This window comes from Streptomyces sp. CNH189 (assembly GCF_000527195.1).
The window spans coordinates 16,579-37,943 of the sequence record NZ_AZUS01000025.1; the positions used below are offsets into that span (position 1 = coordinate 16,579).

The 21,365-nt window shown below is 70.9% G+C and carries 16 protein-coding genes and 1 pseudogene; 11 read left to right on the forward strand and 6 right to left on the reverse strand.

Features of this window, described 5'->3' with window-relative positions:
- The first annotated feature begins 15 nt into the window (after positions 1–15).
- From B100_RS0128580 to B100_RS0128610, 7 genes are read left to right on the forward strand one after another with little or no spacing between them, the layout of a single operon-like run.
- Positions 16–1,602: a SagB family peptide dehydrogenase gene (locus tag B100_RS0128580; protein ID WP_024887823.1), complete on the forward strand. Its 1,587-nt coding sequence runs from the start codon at positions 16–18 to the stop codon at positions 1,600–1,602.
- A gap of 12 nt (positions 1,603–1,614) precedes the next feature.
- The gene (locus B100_RS0128585; RefSeq protein ID WP_024887824.1) at positions 1,615–4,335 is read left to right on the forward strand and encodes a lantibiotic dehydratase; all 2,721 of its coding nucleotides are present in this window, start codon (positions 1,615–1,617) and stop codon (positions 4,333–4,335) included.
- Positions 4,336–4,361: 26 nt separating this feature from the next.
- Complete coding sequence (locus B100_RS0128590; RefSeq protein ID WP_051490095.1) at positions 4,362–5,378, forward strand: lantibiotic dehydratase C-terminal domain-containing protein; 1,017 nt, start codon at positions 4,362–4,364, stop codon at positions 5,376–5,378.
- Positions 5,375–6,487: a M50 family metallopeptidase gene (locus tag B100_RS0128595; RefSeq protein WP_024887826.1), complete on the forward strand. Its 1,113-nt coding sequence runs from the start codon at positions 5,375–5,377 to the stop codon at positions 6,485–6,487. The genes B100_RS0128590 and B100_RS0128595 overlap by 4 nt, the downstream gene beginning before the upstream one ends.
- Positions 6,488–6,511: 24 nt before the next feature.
- Positions 6,512–7,504: an ABC transporter ATP-binding protein gene (locus tag B100_RS0128600; RefSeq protein WP_024887827.1), complete on the forward strand. Its 993-nt coding sequence runs from the start codon at positions 6,512–6,514 to the stop codon at positions 7,502–7,504.
- The gene (locus tag B100_RS0128605; protein ID WP_024887828.1) at positions 7,501–8,256 is read left to right on the forward strand and encodes an ABC transporter permease; all 756 of its coding nucleotides are present in this window, start codon (positions 7,501–7,503) and stop codon (positions 8,254–8,256) included. Before B100_RS0128600 ends, B100_RS0128605 begins: the two co-directional genes overlap by 4 nt.
- Complete coding sequence (locus B100_RS0128610) at positions 8,253–10,184, forward strand: TOMM precursor leader peptide-binding protein (RefSeq protein WP_024887829.1); 1,932 nt, start codon at positions 8,253–8,255, stop codon at positions 10,182–10,184. Before B100_RS0128605 ends, B100_RS0128610 begins: the two co-directional genes overlap by 4 nt.
- Before the next feature lie 116 nt (positions 10,185–10,300).
- Here B100_RS0128610 and B100_RS0128615 read toward each other — a convergent pair whose 3' ends face one another.
- A complete protein-coding gene (locus B100_RS0128615) occupies positions 10,301–10,477 on the reverse strand; it encodes a thiazolylpeptide-type bacteriocin (protein ID WP_024887830.1) in 177 nt (58 codons plus the stop codon).
- Between the two features lie 167 nt (positions 10,478–10,644).
- On the opposite strand from B100_RS0128615, the gene B100_RS0128620 reads away from it, so the two are divergent.
- A complete protein-coding gene (locus tag B100_RS0128620) occupies positions 10,645–11,940 on the forward strand; it encodes an amidohydrolase (protein WP_486585721.1) in 1,296 nt (431 codons plus the stop codon).
- An 86-nt stretch (positions 11,941–12,026) separates the two neighbouring features.
- On the opposite strand, the pseudogene B100_RS36665 reads toward B100_RS0128620, so the two are convergent.
- The 5 genes and pseudogenes from B100_RS36665 to B100_RS0128645 all read right to left on the reverse strand — a co-directional run.
- Positions 12,027–12,194, reverse strand: a pseudogene (locus B100_RS36665) (transposase); the annotation flags it as partial.
- A 535-nt stretch (positions 12,195–12,729) separates the two neighbouring features.
- Positions 12,730–14,649 (reverse strand): glycogen debranching N-terminal domain-containing protein, encoded by a 1,920-nt coding sequence (locus B100_RS0128630; RefSeq protein WP_024887833.1) that lies wholly within the window; start codon positions 14,647–14,649, stop codon positions 12,730–12,732.
- Positions 14,646–16,010: an MGH1-like glycoside hydrolase domain-containing protein gene (locus B100_RS0128635; protein ID WP_024887834.1), complete on the reverse strand. Its 1,365-nt coding sequence runs from the start codon at positions 16,008–16,010 to the stop codon at positions 14,646–14,648. The genes B100_RS0128630 and B100_RS0128635 overlap by 4 nt, the downstream gene beginning before the upstream one ends.
- Positions 16,007–16,807, reverse strand: a complete 801-nt coding sequence (locus tag B100_RS0128640) for a sugar phosphate isomerase/epimerase family protein (protein WP_024887835.1) — start codon at positions 16,805–16,807, stop codon at positions 16,007–16,009. The genes B100_RS0128635 and B100_RS0128640 overlap by 4 nt, the downstream gene beginning before the upstream one ends.
- A 39-nt stretch (positions 16,808–16,846) precedes the next feature.
- Complete coding sequence (locus tag B100_RS0128645; RefSeq protein WP_024887836.1) at positions 16,847–17,893, reverse strand: zinc-dependent alcohol dehydrogenase; 1,047 nt, start codon at positions 17,891–17,893, stop codon at positions 16,847–16,849.
- 124 nt (positions 17,894–18,017) lie between these two features.
- Here B100_RS0128645 and B100_RS0128650 point away from each other — a divergent pair, with 124 nt between their 5' ends.
- The 3 genes from B100_RS0128650 to B100_RS0128660 are packed head-to-tail and all read left to right on the forward strand — an operon-like array spanning position 18,018 to position 21,352.
- Positions 18,018–19,421, forward strand: a complete 1,404-nt coding sequence (locus B100_RS0128650) for an extracellular solute-binding protein (protein WP_024887837.1) — start codon at positions 18,018–18,020, stop codon at positions 19,419–19,421.
- 30 nt (positions 19,422–19,451) lie between these two features.
- Entirely contained in the window at positions 19,452–20,471 is a 1,020-nt protein-coding gene (locus B100_RS0128655; protein WP_024887838.1) for a carbohydrate ABC transporter permease, read from the forward strand.
- On the forward strand, positions 20,468–21,352 hold the full coding sequence (locus B100_RS0128660; RefSeq protein WP_024887839.1) for a carbohydrate ABC transporter permease: 885 nt from the start codon (positions 20,468–20,470) through the stop codon (positions 21,350–21,352). Before B100_RS0128655 ends, B100_RS0128660 begins: the two co-directional genes overlap by 4 nt.
- The last annotated feature ends 13 nt before the right edge of the window (positions 21,353–21,365 follow it).

A 21,365-nucleotide genomic window follows, 5' to 3' on the forward strand; every position in this document is an offset into this window, starting at 1 on the left:
CATGAGGAGACTTCCGTGGGCTACGCCCATGAATACGCGAAGGCCATCATGCACCGCGGCCGCATCCCGATGGAGCCGGCCGACTTCGTGCCCAACTGGGCGGACCGGCCACGCAAGGCGAAGTACTACCCGGGTGCCGAGTCGTTCCCGCTACCCGACGTGCCGTACCCCGCGCACGCCACGGTGACGGCCGGTTGCCTGCCCGACGGCCATCCGGGCACGGCGGAGCCGTTCACGCTGCCCCTGCTGTCCGGCATGCTGCTGGACTCCTACGGGCTGGTGGGCAGGCGCCTGGCCGTCCAGGCCAACACCGACCTCGGGGCTCTGCCCCACTACACGCAGGCCAACTGGTCCCGGGGCACCGCCTCCGGCGGCGGCCTGTACCCCGTGAGCGTCTACTGGGTCTCGGGTCCCTGCGGACCGCTCACCCCTGGAGTGCACTACTACTCCCCGCCGCACCACTCCATGCAGCGGCTGCTCGCGGGCGACGTGAGCGGCGAGGTGCGCGCCGCGCTCGGAGCGCACGGCGAGGCGACGGACCAGTACCTGGTGCTGGGCGTCAAGTACTGGCAGAACTCTTTCAAGTACAACAGCTTCTCGTTCCACGCCGTGAGCATGGACGTGGGAGCGCTGCTGCAGACCTGGCACATCTGGGCGCGCGCCCGTGGCCTGCGGCTGGCGCCCGCCCTCTGGTTCGACGAGGCACGGCTGGCCGGTCTGCTGGGCCTGGGCGAGGACGAGGAAGGGCTGTTCGCCGTCGTACCGCTGGTCTGGGACAACCCGCGGCCCGCGACGGGCATCCGGAAAACCAACGGCGCGGCCGTCCGCCGCCAGGATCGTGAACGGTCCCGGACCGTCCTCGGCTTCGACACGCTGCGGCGCATCCACCGCGCGACGGCGGAGCACGCGGCCGACCGTCCGGCGCCGGGCGTGCTCGACGACTGCGCGCCGGCCGCTCCGACCGAGGCCGCCGAGCCGGTCGCGCTGCCGCCCGCCGCATTCCCTGGGGTCGACGTGCGTACGGCACTGCGCACGCGCCGCAGCAGCTTCGGCCGCTTCGACGCGACCGTCCCGTTGACCGCGGCGCAGCTCGCCACCACGCTCGCCGCCTGTGCCGGGACACGGCTCGACGGCGACGCGGAGCCCGACGGCACACCGCGGCGGGCACGGCTGTACACCTTCGTCAACCACGTCGAGGGCGTCGAACCCGGCGCGTACGCCTATGAACCCGACACGCACACGCTGCGGTTGGTGGCATCGGGCGCGCCGGGCTCGTTCCTGCAGAACAACTACTTCCTGTCCAACTACAACCTCGAACAGACCGGCGCCGTCATCGTGCCCACGCTGCGCACGACGGCGGTCCTCGACGCCGTCGGCGATCGGGGCTACCGCCTGGTGAACGCCACCGTCGGGGCGATCGCGCAGACTTTCTACACCGCCTCGGCCGCACTCGGGCTCGGCGCGGGTGTCGCCCTCGGCTTCGACAACATCTCCTACATCGAGGAGCTCGGTCTGCAGGACACCGGGGAGGCCCCCCTGCTCATCATGCTGCTCGGCAACGAGCGGCCGAACCCCGCCGACTTCCGCTCCGACATCGCCTGACCTGGAGCTGCCATGACACCGACAACGAGTTGGCAGCCCGGCCGACGCTTCCTCCTGCGGGTGGCCGGCCTGCCCGTCGAGACCGTCCGCAACCTGCGCTGCCCCGACAGCGTCCGCTGGGCCGACGACGTCCTGTCCGCCGAGCAGTGCCTGCTGGAACGGGGCCGGGAACTGAGCGACGTACTCCATGCGCTCGTTCCGGCCGCCGAGCGGGCCTTCCCCGACGACGGGGGCGGGCGGCGCCGTCACCTGCTCGCCCTGCGCAGGGACATCTTCAACAACCGCATGCCGAAGGGAGACACCTCCGCGCTCGACCTGATCGGGGCGCTGGACCCGGCCGTGGCCGAGCGGGCCCGGGGGTGGCTCGACGGCCGGCGCGCGCTGGACGAGCTGCACCGCCGGGGAGCCGCGCTGATTGACAGTGAACTCGCTCGGACTCGTGATGTGTTGCGGGCGCTGCTCGACGAGGACCGGTTGCGCGACGGACTCCTCCTGGCCTCACCGACGCTCGAAGCCCGTCTGGACTCGTACGTGCGCCTCGGCGCGGGTGTGCGCCCCGACAAACGGCTGCGGAAGATCGAGCGTTCGGTGCTGTCGTACCTGTACAGGACGGCCTGCAAGACCAGCCCGTTCAGCACGTTCACGGGCGTCGCCCTCGGCACCTTCGACGACGGCGACGACCCCTCGGTGCGCCTTCGCGCCCGATGGCGGGGCCGGGTGCGGCTGAACGTCGTGGTGCTGGCCCGTTTCGCGGAGCAGATCCTCGCCTCCCCCGCGCTGTGCGCCGACCTCCCCGTCCGGCTCGCGTCGGGCTGGGGCAGTGACGATCACCGGGTCCGCTACGTACGCCGCTGGGTGACCACGGGTGACGACGACGCGGCGGTCACCTTCGACGCGGTCAAGGACCGGCTGTTCTTCCTGCGGCGCAGTGGGACGCTGGACCGGCTCATCGACCTGTTGAGTGAACGTGACCTGCGCCATGGGGAGTTGGTGGACTGGCTGTGTGCCGAGTACGACGCGGACGCCCAGCTCGGTCAGTCGTACGTGTCGGCGCTCCTGCAACTCGGCATGATCCGCGTGCCGTGCCTGGACACCGACGTGCACACCACCGACCCGCTGCGCGCCTTCCAGGACGCCCTGCGGGCGCTGGAACGGCCGTGGGCGGCGGAACTCGCCGCGGCACTCGACACCGCGACCTCGTTGATCGACGCGTATCCGCAGGCGGACTCGGCGGGACGCGCACGACTGCTCCGCCGGCTGCGGGTCGCCCTGGGCGACGCGCAGCGGCTGCTGGGCGCCCACGAGGCGGCCCTGCCGCAGACCCTGCTCTACGAGGACGCCGACGCGGGCGACGACGTCTCGTGCGGGCTGGGTGCCTGGACCGGCGCCGACGGCGGGGCGCTGCGCTCCGTGGAGCGAATACTGCCCGCGTTCGACCTGACGCTGCCGCAGCGGGTGACGTTCAAGGGGTTCTTCCTCGCCCGTTACGGCAAAGGCGGCCGGTGCGACGACCTGCTCGGTCTCGTGCACGACTTCCACGAGGACTTCTTCGACCAGTACCTCTCCTTCAGCTCCAAGCGAGCACCCTTCGACGCGAAGGGCGACTACGTGCCGGAGGAGAACTGGCTGGGGCTCCCCGGGATCAAGGCCCTGGACCGGGGACGGCAGGCGTTCATCGGCCGGATGCGCGCGCTGTGGGCGGAGCACACCGGTGAGGCCGATGTCGTCCTGGAAGACGGGCACCTCGCCGAGGTCGCGTCCGAACTCGCGGGACTGGACGCCCCGTTCACTCCGCAGAGCCACCATCTGCAGGTGACCTCCGAGGACGGTGAGCCGCTGCTGGTCCTCAACCGCTCCTATGGCGGACTGTCGTTCCCGTTCAGCCGCTTCACGCACGTCTGGGACGACGGCCCCGGACCCGCGGTCTCGGACCTGCTGCGGGACCGGGCCGTACGTCTCACCCCGCCCGGAGCGGTCCTCGCGGAACTCACCGGCGGCCCCGTGACCAGCAACCTCAACCTTCACGGACGCCTCACCGACTACCAGATCGTCTGTCCCGGCGAGGCGAGCAGTGTCCCCGAGGACCGCCGCTTGCACCTGGACGACCTGCACTTGAGGCACGACGAGGCGGAGGACCGTCTGGTGCTGCGCTCCGCGCGTCTCGACTGCGAGGTCATCCCCGTATACCTGGGCTACCTCGTGCCGCTCGCCCTGCCGGAGACGGCGCGCACTCTGCTGCTGCTGTCCCCGACGTCGATGGCACCGCTGGACGTCTGGGCCGGGGTTCCGCACGGCCCGGCGCACCAGGGCGTCACCCGCCGCCCGCGTGTCCGGCACGGCAACCTCGTCCTGGCCCGACGCGGTTGGTCCACGACCGCCGCGTCCCTCCCGATGCGTCCCGCCGGCACGGCGGAGGGCGAGGTGTTCCTGGCGTGGCGACGTTGGCGCCGCGAACACGGCCTGCCCGCCCGGGTCTTCGCCACCGTCTCCAGCGGCCCCAGGGGTGGGGCGGGTGCCAAGCCGCAGTACGTCGACTTCGACAGTCTCCTGTCGCTCACCGCTTTCGAGGCGCTGGTCAAGTCGCCGGACGACCGGGTCGAGCTGCGCGAGATGCTGCCCGCCGAGAACGGTCTGCACGTCGTGTCCGAGCGGGGCAGCCATGTCGCCGAGCTCTCCGTCGAGACCTTCACCGCCATCCGACGCACCGAGGAGAACGCCCCTTGTCCGAGCTGAACCCCTCCCCCGGCGCGTGGCAGGCCATGCACATCTTCTACGCCGCCAACCCTCAGCCTTTGCTGGTGAACTGCGTCGGACCGCTGATCACGGGACTCAAGGACGACGGGCTGCTCGCCGGCCACTTCTTCATCAACTACTGGCTGGAGGGCCCCCATGTGCGGCTCCGCCTGAAGCCCGCCACCGAGGAGGCGACGTCCGAGGTGCGCCGCCGGGCCGAGGAGGCCGTGGACGCCTTCCTGCGGAGCCGTCCGGCGCTCTACGAGGTCGACTCCGGTTTCCTCAACGAGTTCTACAACACGCTCTTCGAGATCGAGTTCCCGGAGGGCGACCGCGGCGACTTCATGGCGGAGGACGGCCGGATGCGGCTGCGTCCGAACAACTCCCGCTCCTACGAGCCGTACGAGCCCGAGTACGGCAAGTACGGCGGTCCGGCGGGCGTCGCCCTTGCGGAGTGGCACTTCGCGCGCTCCAGCGACCTGGTCATCGAGGCCCTGGGCACCATGAACCTGCACGTGCGGACCGTGCTGCTGGGCACCTCGGCGCAGCTCATGATGGTCATGGCGGGCTGCTTCCTGCCCGGCGACGACGACCTCGCCGACTACCTGGCGCGGTACTACGAGTTCTGGCACCGCGCCTTCCCCGGCACCGGCTTCATCGGCTCGTCGGAGTACGACCGCAACTACGCCGAGACGGCGCCGCGCCTGGGCCGTCGCTTCGAGGAGATCCGCCGGGCGATCGCCGCCGACCGGCTCGACGGGCTGCCGGCATTCCTGCGCGGCTGGGCGGCGCACTGCCTGGAGCTGCGGGAGAAGGCGGTCGCCCTGGCCGAGGCGGGCGAACTGGTCTTCCGCTCCTGGGACGGCACCCGTGACGAGCAGGTCACCGACCCGGCGGTCGCCCTGCCGCTGCTGCTGTCGCCGTACATGCACATGACCAACAACCGGATGCATGTGACGATCCGCGACGAGGCGTACCTCTCGCACATTCTCGGACGGGTGCTGCGTCCCGGCACCAGAAGCGCGACGGAGGCACCCTCATGAGCCCCAAGCGGACCGAGGTGTTCACCCACCGTCCCCGGCTGCGGCCAGACGTCCTGCTCAGCGCGCCGCTGCTGCGCGGCCCGGCCGCCGTGCACCTGATCAGGGACCCCGTGGACGGTTCCGCCTTCGAGGTCGGGCCGAAAGAGTACTTCCTCATCTCGCGGCTGGACGGGGAGCGGAACCTGGAGGAGATCGGCGACGAGTACGCCGTCGCCTTCGGGCGACGGCTGGGCGAGGCCAACTGGCGGCAGTTGCTGGGGCTGCTCGGCGCCAGACGGCTGCTCGCCGGCGCACCACCCCGCGAGGTGCCGGCCACACCGCCCGCGCCACCCCTCACCGGCAACCTGTGCCGGGGCAGCCTGCGCCTGGTCGCCGACGCCGGCACGACCACCGGACGGATGCACCGTGCGCTGCGCCCCCTGTTGCGCCGGCAGGTTCTGCTGCCGCTGCTGGTGCTCTGTCTGGCCATGGAGGTAGTCCTGGCCGCCACGCCCGGCACGCTCGTGCGGGACACCTGGTGGCTCTTCCAGCAGCCGGTGGCGCTGCTCGGCGTGTTCACCCTGCTGTGGCTGAGCACCGGCGGGCACGAGTTGGCTCACGGGATCGCGGCCCGGCACTTCGGCGGCACGGTGAGCGAGATCGGCCTGCGCTGGCGGCTGCCCGTGGCGATCATGTACTGCCGGGTGGACGACTACCGTTTCCTCGGCAGTCGCCGCCATCAGCTGGCGATCGGCGCGGCCGGGGCCTTCGCGAACCTGCTGTTCCTGCTGCCCTTCGCCGTCTGGTGGGCTGCACTGGAGTCGGGCGATCCCACCCGTCGGGTGCTGTCGGGACTGCTGCTGCTGGGCAGCGTCCAGGCACTGGTCAACCTGCTGCCGCTGCCCCCGCTGGACGGATACACCATGCTCTCCCAAGTGCTCGGTGTGTCCAACTACGCTCCGGAGAGTGGGCGTTACCTGCGACTGCGACTGCGGGACCGGCAGGCCGCGGCCTGCTACCCGCACCGGGCGCGGGTTCTGTACATGGCATACGGGATCGGCTCGTCCGTTCTGGTCTGTCTGATCGCGGCCGCGTCGGTCACGGCCGTGTTCGTTCTGCTCGCCCCCTGACGGGCCTGTTTCGAGGAGCTGTTCATGACGGAGACGGAAACCGTGCCGGCGGACCCCGGCAACCCCCCGGTGGACGCCGCCATCCACGCCAAGGGGGTGAGCAAGCGCTACGGGACCCGCCAGGCGCTGGACGACGTGTCGCTGCGCGTCGCCCGGGGCGAGTTCTTCGGTCTGCTCGGGCCCAACGGCGCGGGGAAGACCACCCTGATGGAGATCATGGAAGGCCTGCGCCAGGCCGACTCCGGCATCGTGAGCATACTGGGCAGCTCCCCCTGGCCACGCAATGTCGCGCTGCTGCCCCGGCTCGGTGTCCAGACCCAGTCCTCGGCCTTCTTCGTGCGCCTGAAGGCACATGAGCACCTGGCGACCGTCGCCGCCCTCTACGGCGCGGACCGCGCGGCGGTCGAGCGGACGCTGGAGGTCGTGGCACTGACGGAGCAGCGGGACACCCGCGTGGAGGACCTCTCCGGCGGGCAGCGTCAGCGGCTGGCCATCGCCTCCGCCCTGGTCCACGACCCCGAGCTGATCTTCCTGGACGAGCCCACCGCCGCGCTCGACCCGCAGGCCCGACGCGATCTGTGGAACGTCCTTCGCGGGCTGAAGGAGGCCGGCCGGACCATCGTGTACACCACGCACCACTTGGACGAGGCGGAAGCCCTCTGCGACCGGGTGGCGATTCTGGTGGACGGCCGGGTCGCCGCACTGGACTCCCCCCGTGGGCTGGTCGGCGCCGCGGGCGCGGCGACCTCGGTGCTGCTGTCGCCGGACCGGATGACCGTGGCGCAGGCGGAGGCGATCGAGGGCGTGGACCGCGCCGTCCTGAGCGGCGGCAACCTCGTACTGGAAACGCGGGTGGCCGGAAAGGTGATGTCGGCGCTCGACGCGCTCGACGGCCTGGACGGCGTACAGACCCGCACGGCCACCCTCGAGGACGTCTACCTCCGGCTCACCTCCGCCGCCGGAGACGGGAACACCCAGCAGATCCCGCAGAGCCAGAACACGGAGCACCAGGCATGAGCGCGTACGGAGCACTGACGGCGGCCGGCTACCGGTCCCAGGTCCGGGACACCGCAGCACTCTTCTTCACCTTCGCCTTCCCCCTGGTCTTCCTGGTGGTGTTCGGGCTGATCTTCAGCGGTCAGGAGGTCGAGGAGACCGGCCGGCCCTACATCTCGTACATCGCACCCGGCGTGATGTCGTGGGGCGTGGGCAACGCGGCGGTGTTCGGTATCGCGTTCACGCTGATGCAGTGGCGCCGCGACGATCTGCTGCGCCTGATCCGTATGACGCCGACGAGCCTCCCGACGGTGCTCGCCTCACGTTACGTGCTGGCGCTCGCCATCGGTCTCGTACAGGCCGTGGTGTTCGTCGCGGTGGCGCTGCTGCCGCTGTTCGGGCTGGAGCTGGACTCCCGGTGGCCGCTGTCGCTGCCCGTGCTGCTGTTCGGCATCACGGCGTTCCTGTCGCTCGGCGTCATCATCGGCTCGTACGCCGACACGCCCGAGGCGGTCGCCGCCATCGCGAACTTCCTGATGGTGCCGATGGCGTTCCTGTCCGGCTCTTTCCTGCCGCTGGACATGATGCCGTCCTGGCTACAGACACTCTCCCGGGCGCTGCCGCTGCGCTACTTCAACGACGCCGTCTCCGCATCCCTGACCGGCAACGGGAGCCTGGGCGACGTGACCGTCGGATGCGGCGCGCTCCTCGGCTTCACCGTCGTCTTCGCGGCCGTCGGCCTGAAGACCTTCCGCTGGAGCAACCGCACATGACGACCACCACGACAACCGAGGGTGTACCCCTCCAGGAGGCAGGGCGCCGACTGCGGTCGGCGCTGGCCGAGCGGTGCGCCCCGGGCCAGGTCCCCGAGGTTGCGCTCCTCGGGGCGCGTGACGTGCGGGACGACCCGCTCGCCTCGGTGCGGCCCTCCGCCCTGGTGCATCTCACCTCTCGCGAGGTGCTGGTGGGGCCGTGGGGCGGCGACGCGGACGCCCGTGCCTGCGGGACCTGCCTCGCTATGCGCTGGCAACGGCTGCGGTCACGCACCGAGCGGGACGCCCTGGAGACGGGCACACCGTGGACCTTCGCCCCGCACTGGCCCGAACAGCCGGCGTTCGTCGCGGATGCGGTGCACGCCCTGTACGAGGCGGTCCTCGGCTCCCCCAAACCGGTGCCGCCCGGGCGGACGCCCGCCGACCGCGCGCTGCCGCAGGTGTCCTGCCTGGACGTGGCAACCCTGACCGTGCGGACGTTCCCGCTGTACGCCGACCCGTTGTGCCCGCACTGCGGCCCCGGCGGCACGGCCAGCCGTGAGACGGCCGAACTCGCCCTTGAGCGCCGGCCGAAGCCGGCCGAGGACAGCTACCGGTTGCGGTCGGCGTCCTCCTACCCGCTGGCACAGGCGGCCCTCGCGAATCCGGTCACCGGCCTGCTCGGCGCCGGGACCTGGCTCAACGTCACCTCGCCGACCACCGCTCCGGTCGCCGGCAGCGTGTTCATGCGCGGCTACGCGGGCCTGACCGACGTGACGTGGAGCGGCCAGGCCAACGGGTTCGCCGCCAGCCGCGACCTGGCGTTCCTGGAGGGCCTGGAACGGTACGCCGGCACCCACCGGCGGCGCACGACGAAGCTGCTCAGCGCCTCGTACAACAGTCTGGGCGAGGCCGCGCTCAACCCTGCCGACTGCGGCTTCTACGCTCCGGAGACCTACCGCGACGACCCGCTCGTCGACCCGTTCGACCCCGATCGGCCGATCCCGTGGGTGTGGGGCTACTCCCTGCGCGACGAACGCCCCCTGCTGGTCCCGGCCCGCCTCGTGCACTACAGCGCGGGGGTGGCGGCAGACAACTTCGTCTTCGAGTGCTCCAACGGCTGCGCGATCGGCGGCTGTCTGGAGGAAGCGGTGCTCGGAGCGCTGCTCGAACTGATCGAGCGGGACGCTTTCCTGCTCGCCTGGTACGGCGGGACACGGTTGACGGAGATCGACCTGGCCACGGTCGCCAATCGAACCGTCCGCGCCATGATCGACCGTGCGGCGCTGCAGGGTTACGACGTGCACGCCTTCGACAACCGGATCGACCTCGCCGTGCCCGTGGTGACCGGGCTGGCGGTACGGCGGGACGGCGGGCCGGGCCTGTACTCCTTCGGTGCCGGCGCCTCGCTGGACCCGGCGTCGGCGCTGGAAGGTGCCCTGTCGGAGGTACTGACGTACATCCCGCACCTCCCGGGCCAGGTGCGCGAGCGACTGGGTGAACTGCAGGCGATGGCGGGTGACTTCACCCAGGTGCGGCATCTGAAGGACCACGCCCAGTTGTACGGCCTTCCCGGCATGGCGGTGCATGTGACGCCGTACCGCGAGCCCAGGACGGTTCGCTCCATGGCGGAGGTGTATACGTCATGGGAGACCTCCGGCCGGCCGCGTACCGGCGACCTGGTGGACGATGTGGCGCTGTGCCGCGACGAGTTGGTGCGGGCGGGGCTCGATGTGATCGTCGTCGACCAGACCACACCGGAGCAGCGACGCATGGGGCTGCGGACGGTGTGTGCGCTGGCTCCCGGACTGCTGCCGATCGATTTCGGCTGGTCGCGGCAGCGCGCGCTCGGCATGCCCCGGCTACGGACCGCGGCCCGTCGCGGGGGGCTGCGCGACACGGATCTGGAGGGGTGGGAGATCCGCCGGGTCCCGCACCCATTCCCCTGACGCGCCACACGGCGACGGCCGGGACGACGCGCACCGCTCCCGAGGGAGGGGTGCCCGTCGTCCCGGCCGTCTCGGCGTCCGGCGAGGCCAGACGCCGACGTCCTGCTGACCTGGGCTCAGGCGCTGCAGGAGGTGGTGCTCGTGGTGGAGGAGCAGGTGGACGTGGAGGAGCAGCTCGTGGAACCGGCGAGCACGACCTCGCTGGCGTCCGAGTAGTCCGAGATCTCGAAGGTCTCCGACTCGAGCTCCAGGATCTCGTCGGCGAGGGCGGCGAGGGTCGACCTGTCAGCCATGGTCACTCCTGAGGTGAGGACACCGCCGAGCTGTTCCCGGGGTGTTCGGCCCTTTCATTGGAACCGTCACCACTGACACAACCAGGTGCCGTCCGCTGTCAGGGCGCTGTCGTCCGGTGACAGCGCCCTGACAGTGGCCGGCCGGGCGGGCGCCGGATCATGTCCGGGTGAACCCAGCGGCGATGCTCCCTTCGGACAAGTACGTTTCCGTCCTCCAACAGTTGAACGCGGTACTGCGCCCGCTCACCGTCTTCGCGATGGACCTTCACCAGAACCCGGAACCGTCCCATGAGGAAGCCCGTACCGCGGCCCGCCTCGCCGACGCGCTGGCGGCGGAAGGGTACGCGGTGACGCGGGGCGTCGGCGGCCACGGTGTGGTCGGCGTCCTCACCAACGGCGAGGGGCCGCGCGTCTACTTGCGGGCCGAACTGGACGCCTTGCCGATTCGGGAACGGACCGGTCTGCCGTACGCCGCCCAGGGCCCCTGCATGCACGCCTGCGGCCATGACCTGCATGTCGCCGCGCTACTCGGCGCCGCGTCGCTGCTGGCCCGTGCGCTGCACCACTGGCAGGGCACGGTGGTGGTCGTCGGTCAGCCGGCCGAAGAAACACTGACCGGCGCGCGGGCCATGCTGGAGGACGGCCTCTACGCCCGTTTCGGCCGCCCCGACGCGGTGCTCGCCCAGCACACCGCCCCTCTCCTGGGCGGCATGGTGGCCCACGGGTACGGCCAGCCCGTGCTCGCCGGCAGTGTTCAACTGGACGTCACCTTGCACGGCCGGGGCGGGCATGCCGGGGCGCCACACCTGACAGTGGATCCGATACTCGCCGCGGCCGCGGTGGTACTGCGGCTCCAGGGCATCGTCTCCCGCGAGAGCGCACCCGCGGACCAGACCACCGTCACCGTCGGCCGCATCCAGGCCGGCACGCACAGCGGCGTCGTACCGGACAGCGCCTCGCTCGGCATCACCGTCCGCGCGCTGTTCCCGGCATCGCTGGACCGTCTGGTGACCGCCGTCGAGCGAGTGGTACGGGCCGAATCGGCCGCGTCCGGCTGCCCACGAGATGCCGAAGTCACGGTGGTCTCGTCATCCCCCGTCACGCTCCCTGACGCACAGGTGACCGCGGCGACGCGCGAGGCACACCGCGAAGTACTGGGCGCCGAGCGGGTCGTGCCGTGGGCGCCGTCGATGGCGACGGAGGACTTCGGCCTCTACGGCGACGCCGGCCAGGAGATCCACGGCTGCGCCGGGATTGCTCTGGGCTACTGGATGGTCGGCACGGTGGGCCCGCGCCAGTGGGCCGCCACCAGCGGCGCGAACGTCATGGAGAGGCTCGCGTCACTGCCACCGAACCACTCCCCCGAATTCGCACCGCACCTGCCGATCGCCCTGCCCTCGGCGACCCGGGCGATGACCACGGCGGCGCTTGCGCTCTTGCAGCGACCGTCCGGTAGCTCCTGACCAAAGGATGTGGACTGCTGCACCGTCACGCTCAGCCGTGGCCGCTGCCGGTCAACGGCGCTGTCATCTTGTGCCTTGTCCGCGATGACCTGATTGGATCGGCAGCGTGGCCGGCCGAGGCCGCTGCGGGGAACGCGGATACGTTCGAGCAGAACGCGTACGCAGACACTGTCATGGCGCTGACCAGGCGTGACGAGGAGGGCCAGAGGACGGCCCTTGCCGTCGCAGGCGAGCTGGACCTTCGTGGTCAGTCCGCCGCGGGATCGGCCGAGGGCGTGATCGTCCGGTTCGTCCTACCGGGAGATCCCCGTTACCTTCTTCGTGGCCTCGCAAGGAGGCTCCCGGCCTTCCGCCCCGGTATGGCTTGGGCCCCCGTCGAGACCTGTTCCTGAAGGCGCGGTCGCTCTGGTGCGGGACGCGGCGTCCGGTGTGCTGGGTGCGGGTCTGATCCGGCGGCAGCGTGCCTGGAACGTCACCTGACCCGCTGATGCCGTGAGCCGACCGGTGTCGCCGTCCCTCGTATGAGTTCTTCGACCGCGCCGGGCAACAGATCGGGGTGGGCCCGCAGTCCGGCCGCATGCTCGGGGTGCTCCAAGAGCGCGAACGTGCCCAGCCAGCATGTTGGCGGTGGTCTCGGCAGACCATCCGAAACCGCCCAGGCGAGTCCGAGACGAGCGCGGCCGGTGCCCCTCGGACGGCCCGGGTCCCTTCCCTGCGAGCGTTCAGGTACTCGGCGGGAAGGGACCCGGGTGATCGGGGGGCCGGGACTCGTGGTTCCGGCCGATCGGCTCAGGACCGGGCGAGCGCGGTCCTCAGCGCCAGCGGGGTGGCGGCCGCCCAGGCCTGCGGTGAGCAGGAGTGGGGGTAGGGGACCGGACCCGCGGTGGCCGAGCGGTCGTAGCCCGCGAGGACCTCGGGCAGGCGGTAGGCGTGCCGGGCCGCCGCCGCGACGAGACCGTCGGTGAGGGTGCGCAGCTCGTCGGTGAGACCTTGCCGGGCGAGGCCGAGGGCGATGACGGCGTTGTCGTGGGGCCACGCGCTGCCACGGTGGTAGGACAGCGGGTGGTAGGGCCGCTGACCGGCGGCGAGGGTACGGACGGCCCAGCCGGAGAAGAAGTCCGGCTCCAGCAGCCGGCGCCCCACGCGCTGCGCGCGCTGCGGGTCGAGGATGCCCGACCAGAGCAGGTGTCCCGCATCGGAGGCCAGCGCGTCCACCTGGCGGCCGGACCCGTCCAGCGCGAGGGCCGGGAAGTCGGCCTCCGTCATCCAGAAGTCGACCGCGAAACGCTCCCGCAGCCGGACCGCGGTCTCGCGGAGCTGACGCGCGTAGGGCTCGTCCCGCCAGACGTCCTGGGCGAGTTCGGCGGTGCGCAGGAGTGCGTCGTAGGCGTAGCCCTGTGCCTCGGACACGGCGATGGGGCCCTCGGCCTGGGTGCCGTCGCTGAAGCAGATGGCGCCGGCGGAGTCCTTCCAGTTCTGGTTGACCAGTCCGCCTGGATCGGGGCTGTAGACGAGGTAGCCGTGCTCGTCCAGTCCGCCGTCGGTGAGGATCCAGTCGACGGCACGCCGTGCGTGCGTCTCCAGGCGCTTGGCGAGCGCGGCGTCGCCGGTCGTCTCGTGGTGGGCGTGGAGCAGGACGAGGAAGAGCGGGGTGGCGTCGACGGCGCCGTAGTACCGGCCGTAGGGAACCTGCCGGAAGTGGGCGAGTTCACCGTGCCGGGTCTCGTGGACGATGCGTCCGGGCTGCTCTCCGCTGAAGGCGTCGTAACGCTCTCCCTGGGTGGCGGCGAGGGCGCTCAGGACGGCGGCCGCCGTCGCGGGCCTGTACGGCAGCAGGAAGTACGACGTCAGCAGTGAGTCGCGGCCGAAGAGGGTGAGGAACCACGGGATGCCGGCGGCGGGGACGCGTACCTCCTCGCCGTCCACACCGGTGGCCGGGATCGTCAGCAGGTCGATGTCGGCCAGGCCGCGCTCGCAGGCGAGGGACAGGTCGTCCGTTCCCTCCGCCTGCGCGGACGTCCGCCGCCGCGGGGGCTGTTCGGCGGTGCCGGTGCGCTGCGGCCGGCCGTGGGGCCGGGCGTGGACGGTCAGGTGCAGCTCGGCCGAGCCGTGGGCGTCGAGGGGCACGTGCCAGCTCAGCGTGCGGGCGGTGACCCGGGTGCCGGACCGGGCGCGGGCGACCGCGTCGGGGGCGGGACGGCAGACGACCTCGGTGTCCGCATGCCAGTCCGCCCTGCGGTAGGAGAAGCGCAGCCCGTCGGCGGTGGCGCGGATGTCGTGCTCGGCGCCGGGCTTGTCGTAGCGGCGGTCGTCGGCCCGGAGTTCGAAGAGGTCCGCGAAGTCGGTGTCGACGGTGAGCTCGACGTGGGCGCTCACCGCGTCGGGGCGGTTGCTCACCAGGCGCAGGTGCTCGGTGAACGTGCCCGCCTCGACGCTCTGCCGCCGGAAGACGGTGTAGGCGGGCGGATGGTCCCGGGTGCCCTCGGGGGTCAGCACGCAGGCGGCCGTGTCGTCGGTCTCGGCCGTGGCCGGCACCAGGGCGACGGGGTCGGTGCCGTCGACGGTGAGCTGCCAGCGGCTGAGGTGCCGGGCGTCCTGGACGTACAGCCCGTCAGGGGAGCTGCCGCGGCTGCCGGTGATCGCCCCGTCGGTCGTCAGACGGACGAACGTGGCGTCCCGGACCAGTTGGATGCGGGTGTCGGCGGTCATGGCCGGAGCTCCTCGTGGTCGGCGCAGAGCAGGTCGAGTGCGAGGGCGGCGGTCCAGGAGAAGAGACGGGCGCCGCGGCCCTCGCCGGTGGCGGGATCGATGTACTCGGCGAACCCGGAGCGCCTGGCCTGGTCGAGGAAGCCCGCGCGGATCCGCTCGGCGTCCTGGTCGAGGCCGTGGGTGCGCAGGCCCCGGTGGATCAGCCAGGCGGTGTTGAACCAGGCTGGTCCGCGCCAGTAGCGGTGCTTGTCGAAGGCGTGGCCGGTCAGGTCGTAGCTGGGGACCAGTTCCGTGGCCGGCGCCCTGAATCGGGGGCCGAGGAGCGTGGCACGCAGACGCCGGACCACGTTCTGGGGCAGGTGCGGGACGAGCAACGGGATCAGCCCGCTGACGCTGTCCTCGTCGACCAGGGTGTCGCCGTGCAGGTCGCGCGCCCGGAACAGGCCGGCTTCCTCGTCCCAGAGCCGCTCCACCAGCGTGCGGGTGAGCCGGTCGGCCCGCTCGGTGTGCTGCTCGTCCGGCAGGCCCAGCTCACGGGACATGGCTGCCAGGGCCAGTTCGCTCGTGATCAGCAGGGCGTTGAAGGAGGGGTCCTCCAAGGCGAAGCGGTGCGGAGCCGCCCGGTCGTCGTAACCGGCTTCCCGGTAGTCGGCGGCCAGCCGGACGTAGCGGCCGTAGTCCAGGTCGGTGGGCCGGTCGGCGGGGTGGCCGTGGTCGAGGTCGGCCCGCCGGAACGTGTCGGGAGCGGCGGGTTCCACCCGTGTGAGGGCCTCGTCCCAGCAAGGACTGTTGTCCATGCCGGGTTCCCACGGGTGGACGATGGCGGCCAGTCCCCGGCCACCGAGGTCGCGGCGGGTCAGCACATAGTCGTGCCAGGCGGCGAGGCGAGGATGGACGCGGGCGAGGAAACCCCTGCGGCGGGACTCGGCCGGGTCGGCCAGGTGCACGAGCCACGCCGCCAGGGCGTGCACCGGCGGCTGGACGATGCCCGAGGTCTCGGGGGCCGGCGGGGCACCCACCGCCCGGCCGGCCGTGGAGGACCGCCAGAAGTCGGGGCTGGGGAAGTAGGCGTCGGCGGCCACTGCGGGGTTGAAGACGATGTGCGGGATGCGCCCGTCGGCCCACTGCACGGCCAGGAGGGACTCCAGTTCCCGCTGGGCGCGGCGTGCGGAGAGGTGGCGCCGGCCGATGGCGATGAAGGCGGAGTCCCAGCTCCACTGGTGGGGGTAGAGGGTGCGGGAGGGAACGGTGGAGGCACCGGTCCAGTTGTCTGTCAGGACCTGCGCCGCGCCGCGCCGCAGAGTCAGGTCTGCGGGCGCGGCGGGCGCGGGCCGGTCAAGGATCCCCTCGAGCGAGTTCACGCGCCGGACCTCTTGAGGAAGCCGGGGACGGAACGGACAGCCTCGAGGGGGTCACCGGTCAGGCGGCACTCGAGGGCCAGGTGGCCGTCGTAGCCGATGGTGTGCAGGGCGCCGAGCCAGGCAGGCCAGTCGAGGTGTCCGGCGCCGGGCTGGAAGCGGTTGGAGTCGGAGACCTGGGCATGGCCGATGAGGTCGGCATGGGCGAGGATCGCGGCGGCGGGGTCGGTCTCCTCGATGTTCATGTGGTAGCTGTCGATGCCGATGCGGACGGAGTCCAGACCGACGGCGCGGATCAGGTCGGCGGCCTGGTCCAGGCGGTTGACCATGTGATCCTCGTAACGGTTGAGCGGCTCCAGGAAGAGCGTGACGCCCTCCTTGCGGGCGTGCTCGCCAAGGTCGGTGAGGCCGGCGAGGAGCACGTCGCGGTCCTCCTCCTCGGTGCGCGGCGGCTCGAAGGGGGGAAGGCGGCGGGAGAACATGCCGTAGGAGGCGGGGGTCTGGGCGCCCACACCGCCGATCTCGGCGATGACGGTGAGCTGGGACTTCATCTGCGCCACGGCGTCGCGGCGCAGGTCGTCGTCGAAGGCGCCGAGGAAGTGCAGCATGTCGACGCAGACGGTCGGCATGACGACGCCGTCCTTGCGTGCCTGCTTGAGCTCGTCGAGGCGGGAGGCGAAGTGCAGGGCGCCCTTGCCGCGCAGTTCGATGGCGTCGTAGCCGGCCTGCTGGGCGAAGTCCCACTTGGCCTGGAGGGTGTCCCCGGGCAGGAGTTGTTCCTGGGCGGCGGTCTTGAGCATGGGGGGCCTTTCGGAAAGTCCGGTCTTTGAAATCCGGTCTCAGAACTCCAGGACGACCTGCAGGGCCTCGGCAGGACGCTCGTCCAGCAGGACGTAGGCGTCGGCGGCCTCGGCGACCGGGACGACATGGCTGACCAGGGCGGACACGTCGACCTGTCCCTCGGCGACCAGGCGCAGGAAGGTCTGCTGGAGGCGTTCGACCGTCCAGCGGTTCGACAGCTGCGGGGGCACGCCGCCGATCTGGGAGGAGATCAGCTGGACCCGGTTGTGGTGGAACTCGTCGCCGAGTCGCAGGCCGATACCGTCGCCCTGGTAGAAGCCGGAGGCCACCACCCGTCCGCCGACGGCCACCGAGCGCAGCGCCTCGTGCAGGGCCGGGTAGGCACCGCTGATCTCGATGGCCAGGTCGGCGCCGAGGCCGCCGGTGGCCTCGCGGACGCGTTCGGCGACGGCGTCGGTGCGGGCGTTGAGGGTGTGGTGGGCGCCATAGTGCTTGGCGGTCTCCAGGCGGCCGTCGAGGGCGTCGACGGCGGTGACGCGGGCGCCGTTCAGCTGGGCGAGCCGGGTGGTGAGCAGCCCGATGACGCCCTGTCCGAACACGGCTACGTCCTCGCCGACGTGGATGTCGCCGGCCAGCACGGCGTTGTACGCGATGGCGCCGACCCGGGCGAACGCGCCGGCGAGCGGCTCCAGTCCGGCGGGGAGCGTGTGGCCGACCATGCGCTCGGCGGGGACGATGCCCTCGCTGCGGTGGCCCCAGATCCCCCAGACCAGGTCGCCGGGGGCGGGCATGCCCGGGGTGTCCACCAGCTCGGGAGACACCTCCAGAACTTCGCCGACCTCGGAGTAGCCCCAGCCGGCCACCGGGTACGCGATGCCGGCCGCGCCGTCGCGGAAGAGCCGCGCCTCGGGATCCCAGGTCCGGGTCAGGTACGGGTTGGTGCCGCGGTACGCGGTCAGCTCGGTGCCCGCTGAGATCCCCGAGTAGCGGGTGCGCACGCGCAGATGGCCGGGCGGCAGCTCGGCACTGACGTGCTCGGCCACCTCCACCTGACGGGGGGCTGTGAATTGGACAACGCGTTCCACGGGTGGCTCCGGATGGTTGCGAAACAGGTTGTGGCGACAATATCTCGAACTTATGTCTTGTCAACACGCAAAACTGATGCTGAGATGCCTTCCAGGTTTACATAAGTCGGAGCGAGGACACGCGATGCGCATCAGGACCCTGAGGTCGAGGACGACCGCGGTCGGCATCACAGCAGCCGTGGGAATCGGCCTGCTCTCGGGCTGTGCCGGAAGCACCGGGCCCGGCACACCGGACCGTGAGATCACCGTCTGGTCCCAGGAGAACCTCCCTGACCGCGTCGCGGCGACGCAGAAGGTCATCGGCGGGTTCGAGAAGAAGACCGGGATCAAGGTGAACCTCGTCGGGGTCGACGAGGCACAGATGCCGCAGCTGATCATGTCCGCGGCGGCCTCCGGGAAGCTGCCCGACGTCATCGGCGCGGCCCCGATGGGACAGGTCTGGCAGATGTACAGCAACGGGTTGCTGAACACGGACATCCCGAAGCGGATCGTCGACGGGCTGGGACGGGACACCTTCAACGCCAACGCGCTGGAGCTGACCTCCGACGGCGCCACCAGCCTCGGTGTGCCCTCCGACGCCTGGCTCCAGCTGCTGGTCTACCGCAAGGACCAGCTGGAGAAGAAGGGCCTGGCGGCCCCCGACACCTACGCCAGGACACTGGCCGCCGCCAAGGCGCTCACCATCAAGGGCCGCGACGGCATCTCGGCCGCCACCGACCCCAGCGACGCCTTCACCTCGCAGAGCTTCGAGAGCATCGCCCTCGCCAACGACTGCCAGCTGGTCGACGACCGGCACGAGGTGGCCCTCGACTCCCCGCAGTGCGAGACGGCCTTCAAGACCTACGACCAGCTCACCCGCGCCTACGGCGCCCCCGGCACCCAGACCGTGGACTCCACCCGGGCCACCTACTTCGCCGGCCGGTCCTCCATGATCATCTGGTCCTCGTTCCTGCTGGACGAGCTGGCCGGGCTGCGCAAGGACGCCCTGCCCAGCTGCCCCGAGTGCAAGAAGGACCCCCAGTACCTCTCCGACCACAGCGGCATCGTCACCGCGATGAAGGGTCCCGACGCGAAGGAAGCCGCGCAGTTCGGCGAGATCACCTCCTGGGTGACCACCAAGACCGCCGAGACCGCGGCCTCGCAGGAGTTCATCGAGTACATGATGGGCACCGGCTACGAGTCCTGGTTCGGCCTCGCGCCCGAAGGCAAGATCCCGGTCCGCAAGGGCACCGCGTCCGACCCCGAGCGCTACCTGAAGGCCTGGCGCCACAGCGACATCGGCGTCGACACCCGCAAGCCGCTCGACGAGGTCTTCCCCGACAGCCTGCTCGACCAGCTCGCCGACGGCGTCAGCAACATGCGCCGCTGGGGCATCACCCAGGGCGAGGGCGCACTGGTGGGCGCCACCAACGGTGAACTGCCGGTGCCCAAGGCCATCGGCGCCATGTCCGGCGGCCAGACCAGTCCCACGGAGGCCGCACGGGAGGCCGACGAGGAGGTCGCCGCCCTGAAGAAGTCTCTGCAGTAGCCGCCCACCTGCACTTCACGAAGGTCTCTCATGACTACAGCCCCAGCCGGCGCGCCGCAGCGCCGGGACACCACCCCCCGGTCGTCTGCACGCTCCGCGTCCCCGGCCCGGCGTCCGATGACCGCCAGCCGGCGCGAGAACCGGGCGGGCCTCGCGTTCGTCTCCCCCACCTTCCTCGTGGTCCTCGTGGTGGTCGTCCTGCCCATCGCCTGGACCGTGCTGCTCGCCTTCCAGAAGGCCAAGCTCGTCGACATCCAGGGCATGGGCCTGTTCGGCAACTGGTCCCTGGACAACTTCACGCAGGTCTTCGACTCGGCCGGCTTCTGGTCCAGCCTCTCCACCACCTTGGTGTACACGGCCGGCGCCACCTTCGGCTCCATCGGCCTGGGCCTGATCGCCGCGCTGGCGCTGCGCAAGCCCTTCCGGGGGCGCGGACTGCTGCGCGCGGCGATGCTGCTGCCCTACTGCGCGCCCGTCGTCGCCGTCGCCTTCGTCTGGGAGGTCGCGCTCAGCCCGCAGTACGGCATCGTCAACGACTGGGGGCGGCGCCTGTTCGGCTGGGACGACCCGATCGCCTTCCTGTCCACCCGCGAGTACGAAGTACACCTGCTCGGGCTGCACTTCGACATCCCGCTGGCCCTGCTGACCGTCATCGCCTTCGAGACCTGGCGCTACTTCCCGTTCGCCTTCCTGTTCATCCTGGCCCGGCTGCAGGCGGTGCCCGACGGCCTGGAGGAGGCCGCGCTGGTCGACGGGGCCACCCCCACCCAGCGCTTCCGGCACATCCTGCTGCCGCAACTGATGCCCGTGATCGCCCTGCTGTGCGTGCTGCGGTTCATTCTGACGTTCAACAAGTTCGACGACGTCTACCTGCTCACCGGAGGCGGCGCGGGCACCGACGTCGCCGCCGTGCGCGTGTACGACTTCCTCACCGCCCGCTACGACGTGGGAGCCGCGGCCGCCCAGGCGCTCGTCCTGGCCGCCTGCCTGGTGATCCTGCTGGGCCTCTACTTCAAGTTCTTCGGCAACAAGGTCCAGGAGGAAGCGTGACCCGCAAGACGGCCCTGACCCGGGCCCAGTTCGAGGATCGGTTCTTCGGCGTCCTGCGCTGGTTCGTCATCGCGTTCCTCGTGGTGATCACCGTGATCCCCTTCTACTACATGGTGCTTCTGTCGCTGAAGCCCATCGACGCGCTCCTGCTCGACCCCGGCTCCCTGTGGATCTCGGCGAAGGACTTCACCTTCTCCACCTACGAGGACGTCCTGCGCTCCACCGAGGACGGCGGACAGGGCTTCCTGAAGTTCCTGCTCAACTCAGCTCTGGTGTCGCTGGGTACGGTGATCCTCACCCTCGTGGCCGCCGTGCCCGGCGCCTACGCCGTCAGCCGGCTGAAGTTCTTCGGCCACCGTCAGATCAGCGCGCTCTTCCTGGCGGTGTACCTCTTCCCGACGACCCTGCTGGCCGTCCCCCTGTTCGTCATCTTCGCCAAGGTCGGGCTGTCCTCCAGCCTCGTCGGTCTGGCGATCGTCTACGTCGCCCAGACCGTGCCCGTGACGATCTACATGCTGAAGAACTACCTCGTCACCATCCCCGCCTCCATCGAGGAGGCCGCGGCACTCGACGGAGCCTCCCGGATCCAGACCATGCGCAAGGTGATCCTGCCGCTGGCCCTGCCGTCACTGATGGCGACCGGCCTGTACGTCTTCATGATTGCCTGGAACGAGTTCCTCTTCGCGCTGCTCTTCCTCGCCGCCGATCCGGACAAGTGGACCGTCTCCCTGGGCCTGGCCCAGCTGTCCAACGGCATCGAGGTGCCCAAGACCGTCCTCATGGCCGGATCCGTGGTGCTGACGATCCCCGTGGTACTCCTGTTCTTCGCCGCCGAACGCCTCCTGACCGAGGGTCTGACCAGCGGCGCCGACAAGAGCTGAGCCGTGAGGAAGA

What these genes read in the sequence shown, in the direction of transcription:
- B100_RS0128585 (WP_024887824.1), top strand. Translation starts at nt 1,615, where the DNA reads ATGACACCGACAACGAGTTGGCAGCCCGGCCGACGCTTCCTCCTGCGG.
- B100_RS0128590 (WP_051490095.1), top strand. Translation starts at nt 4,362, where the DNA reads ATGCACATCTTCTACGCCGCCAACCCTCAGCCTTTGCTGGTGAACTGC.
- B100_RS0128595 (WP_024887826.1), top strand. Translation starts at nt 5,375, where the DNA reads ATGAGCCCCAAGCGGACCGAGGTGTTCACCCACCGTCCCCGGCTGCGG.
- B100_RS0128600 (WP_024887827.1), top strand. Translation starts at nt 6,512, where the DNA reads ATGACGGAGACGGAAACCGTGCCGGCGGACCCCGGCAACCCCCCGGTG.
- B100_RS0128605 (WP_024887828.1), top strand. Translation starts at nt 7,501, where the DNA reads ATGAGCGCGTACGGAGCACTGACGGCGGCCGGCTACCGGTCCCAGGTC.
- B100_RS0128610 (WP_024887829.1), top strand. Translation starts at nt 8,253, where the DNA reads ATGACGACCACCACGACAACCGAGGGTGTACCCCTCCAGGAGGCAGGG.
- B100_RS0128615 (WP_024887830.1), bottom strand. Translation starts at nt 10,477, where the DNA reads ATGGCTGACAGGTCGACCCTCGCCGCCCTCGCCGACGAGATCCTGGAG.
- B100_RS0128630 (WP_024887833.1), bottom strand. Translation starts at nt 14,649, where the DNA reads ATGACCGCCGACACCCGCATCCAACTGGTCCGGGACGCCACGTTCGTC.
- B100_RS0128640 (WP_024887835.1), bottom strand. Translation starts at nt 16,807, where the DNA reads ATGCTCAAGACCGCCGCCCAGGAACAACTCCTGCCCGGGGACACCCTC.
- B100_RS0128650 (WP_024887837.1), top strand. Translation starts at nt 18,018, where the DNA reads ATGCGCATCAGGACCCTGAGGTCGAGGACGACCGCGGTCGGCATCACA.
- B100_RS0128655 (WP_024887838.1), top strand. Translation starts at nt 19,452, where the DNA reads ATGACTACAGCCCCAGCCGGCGCGCCGCAGCGCCGGGACACCACCCCC.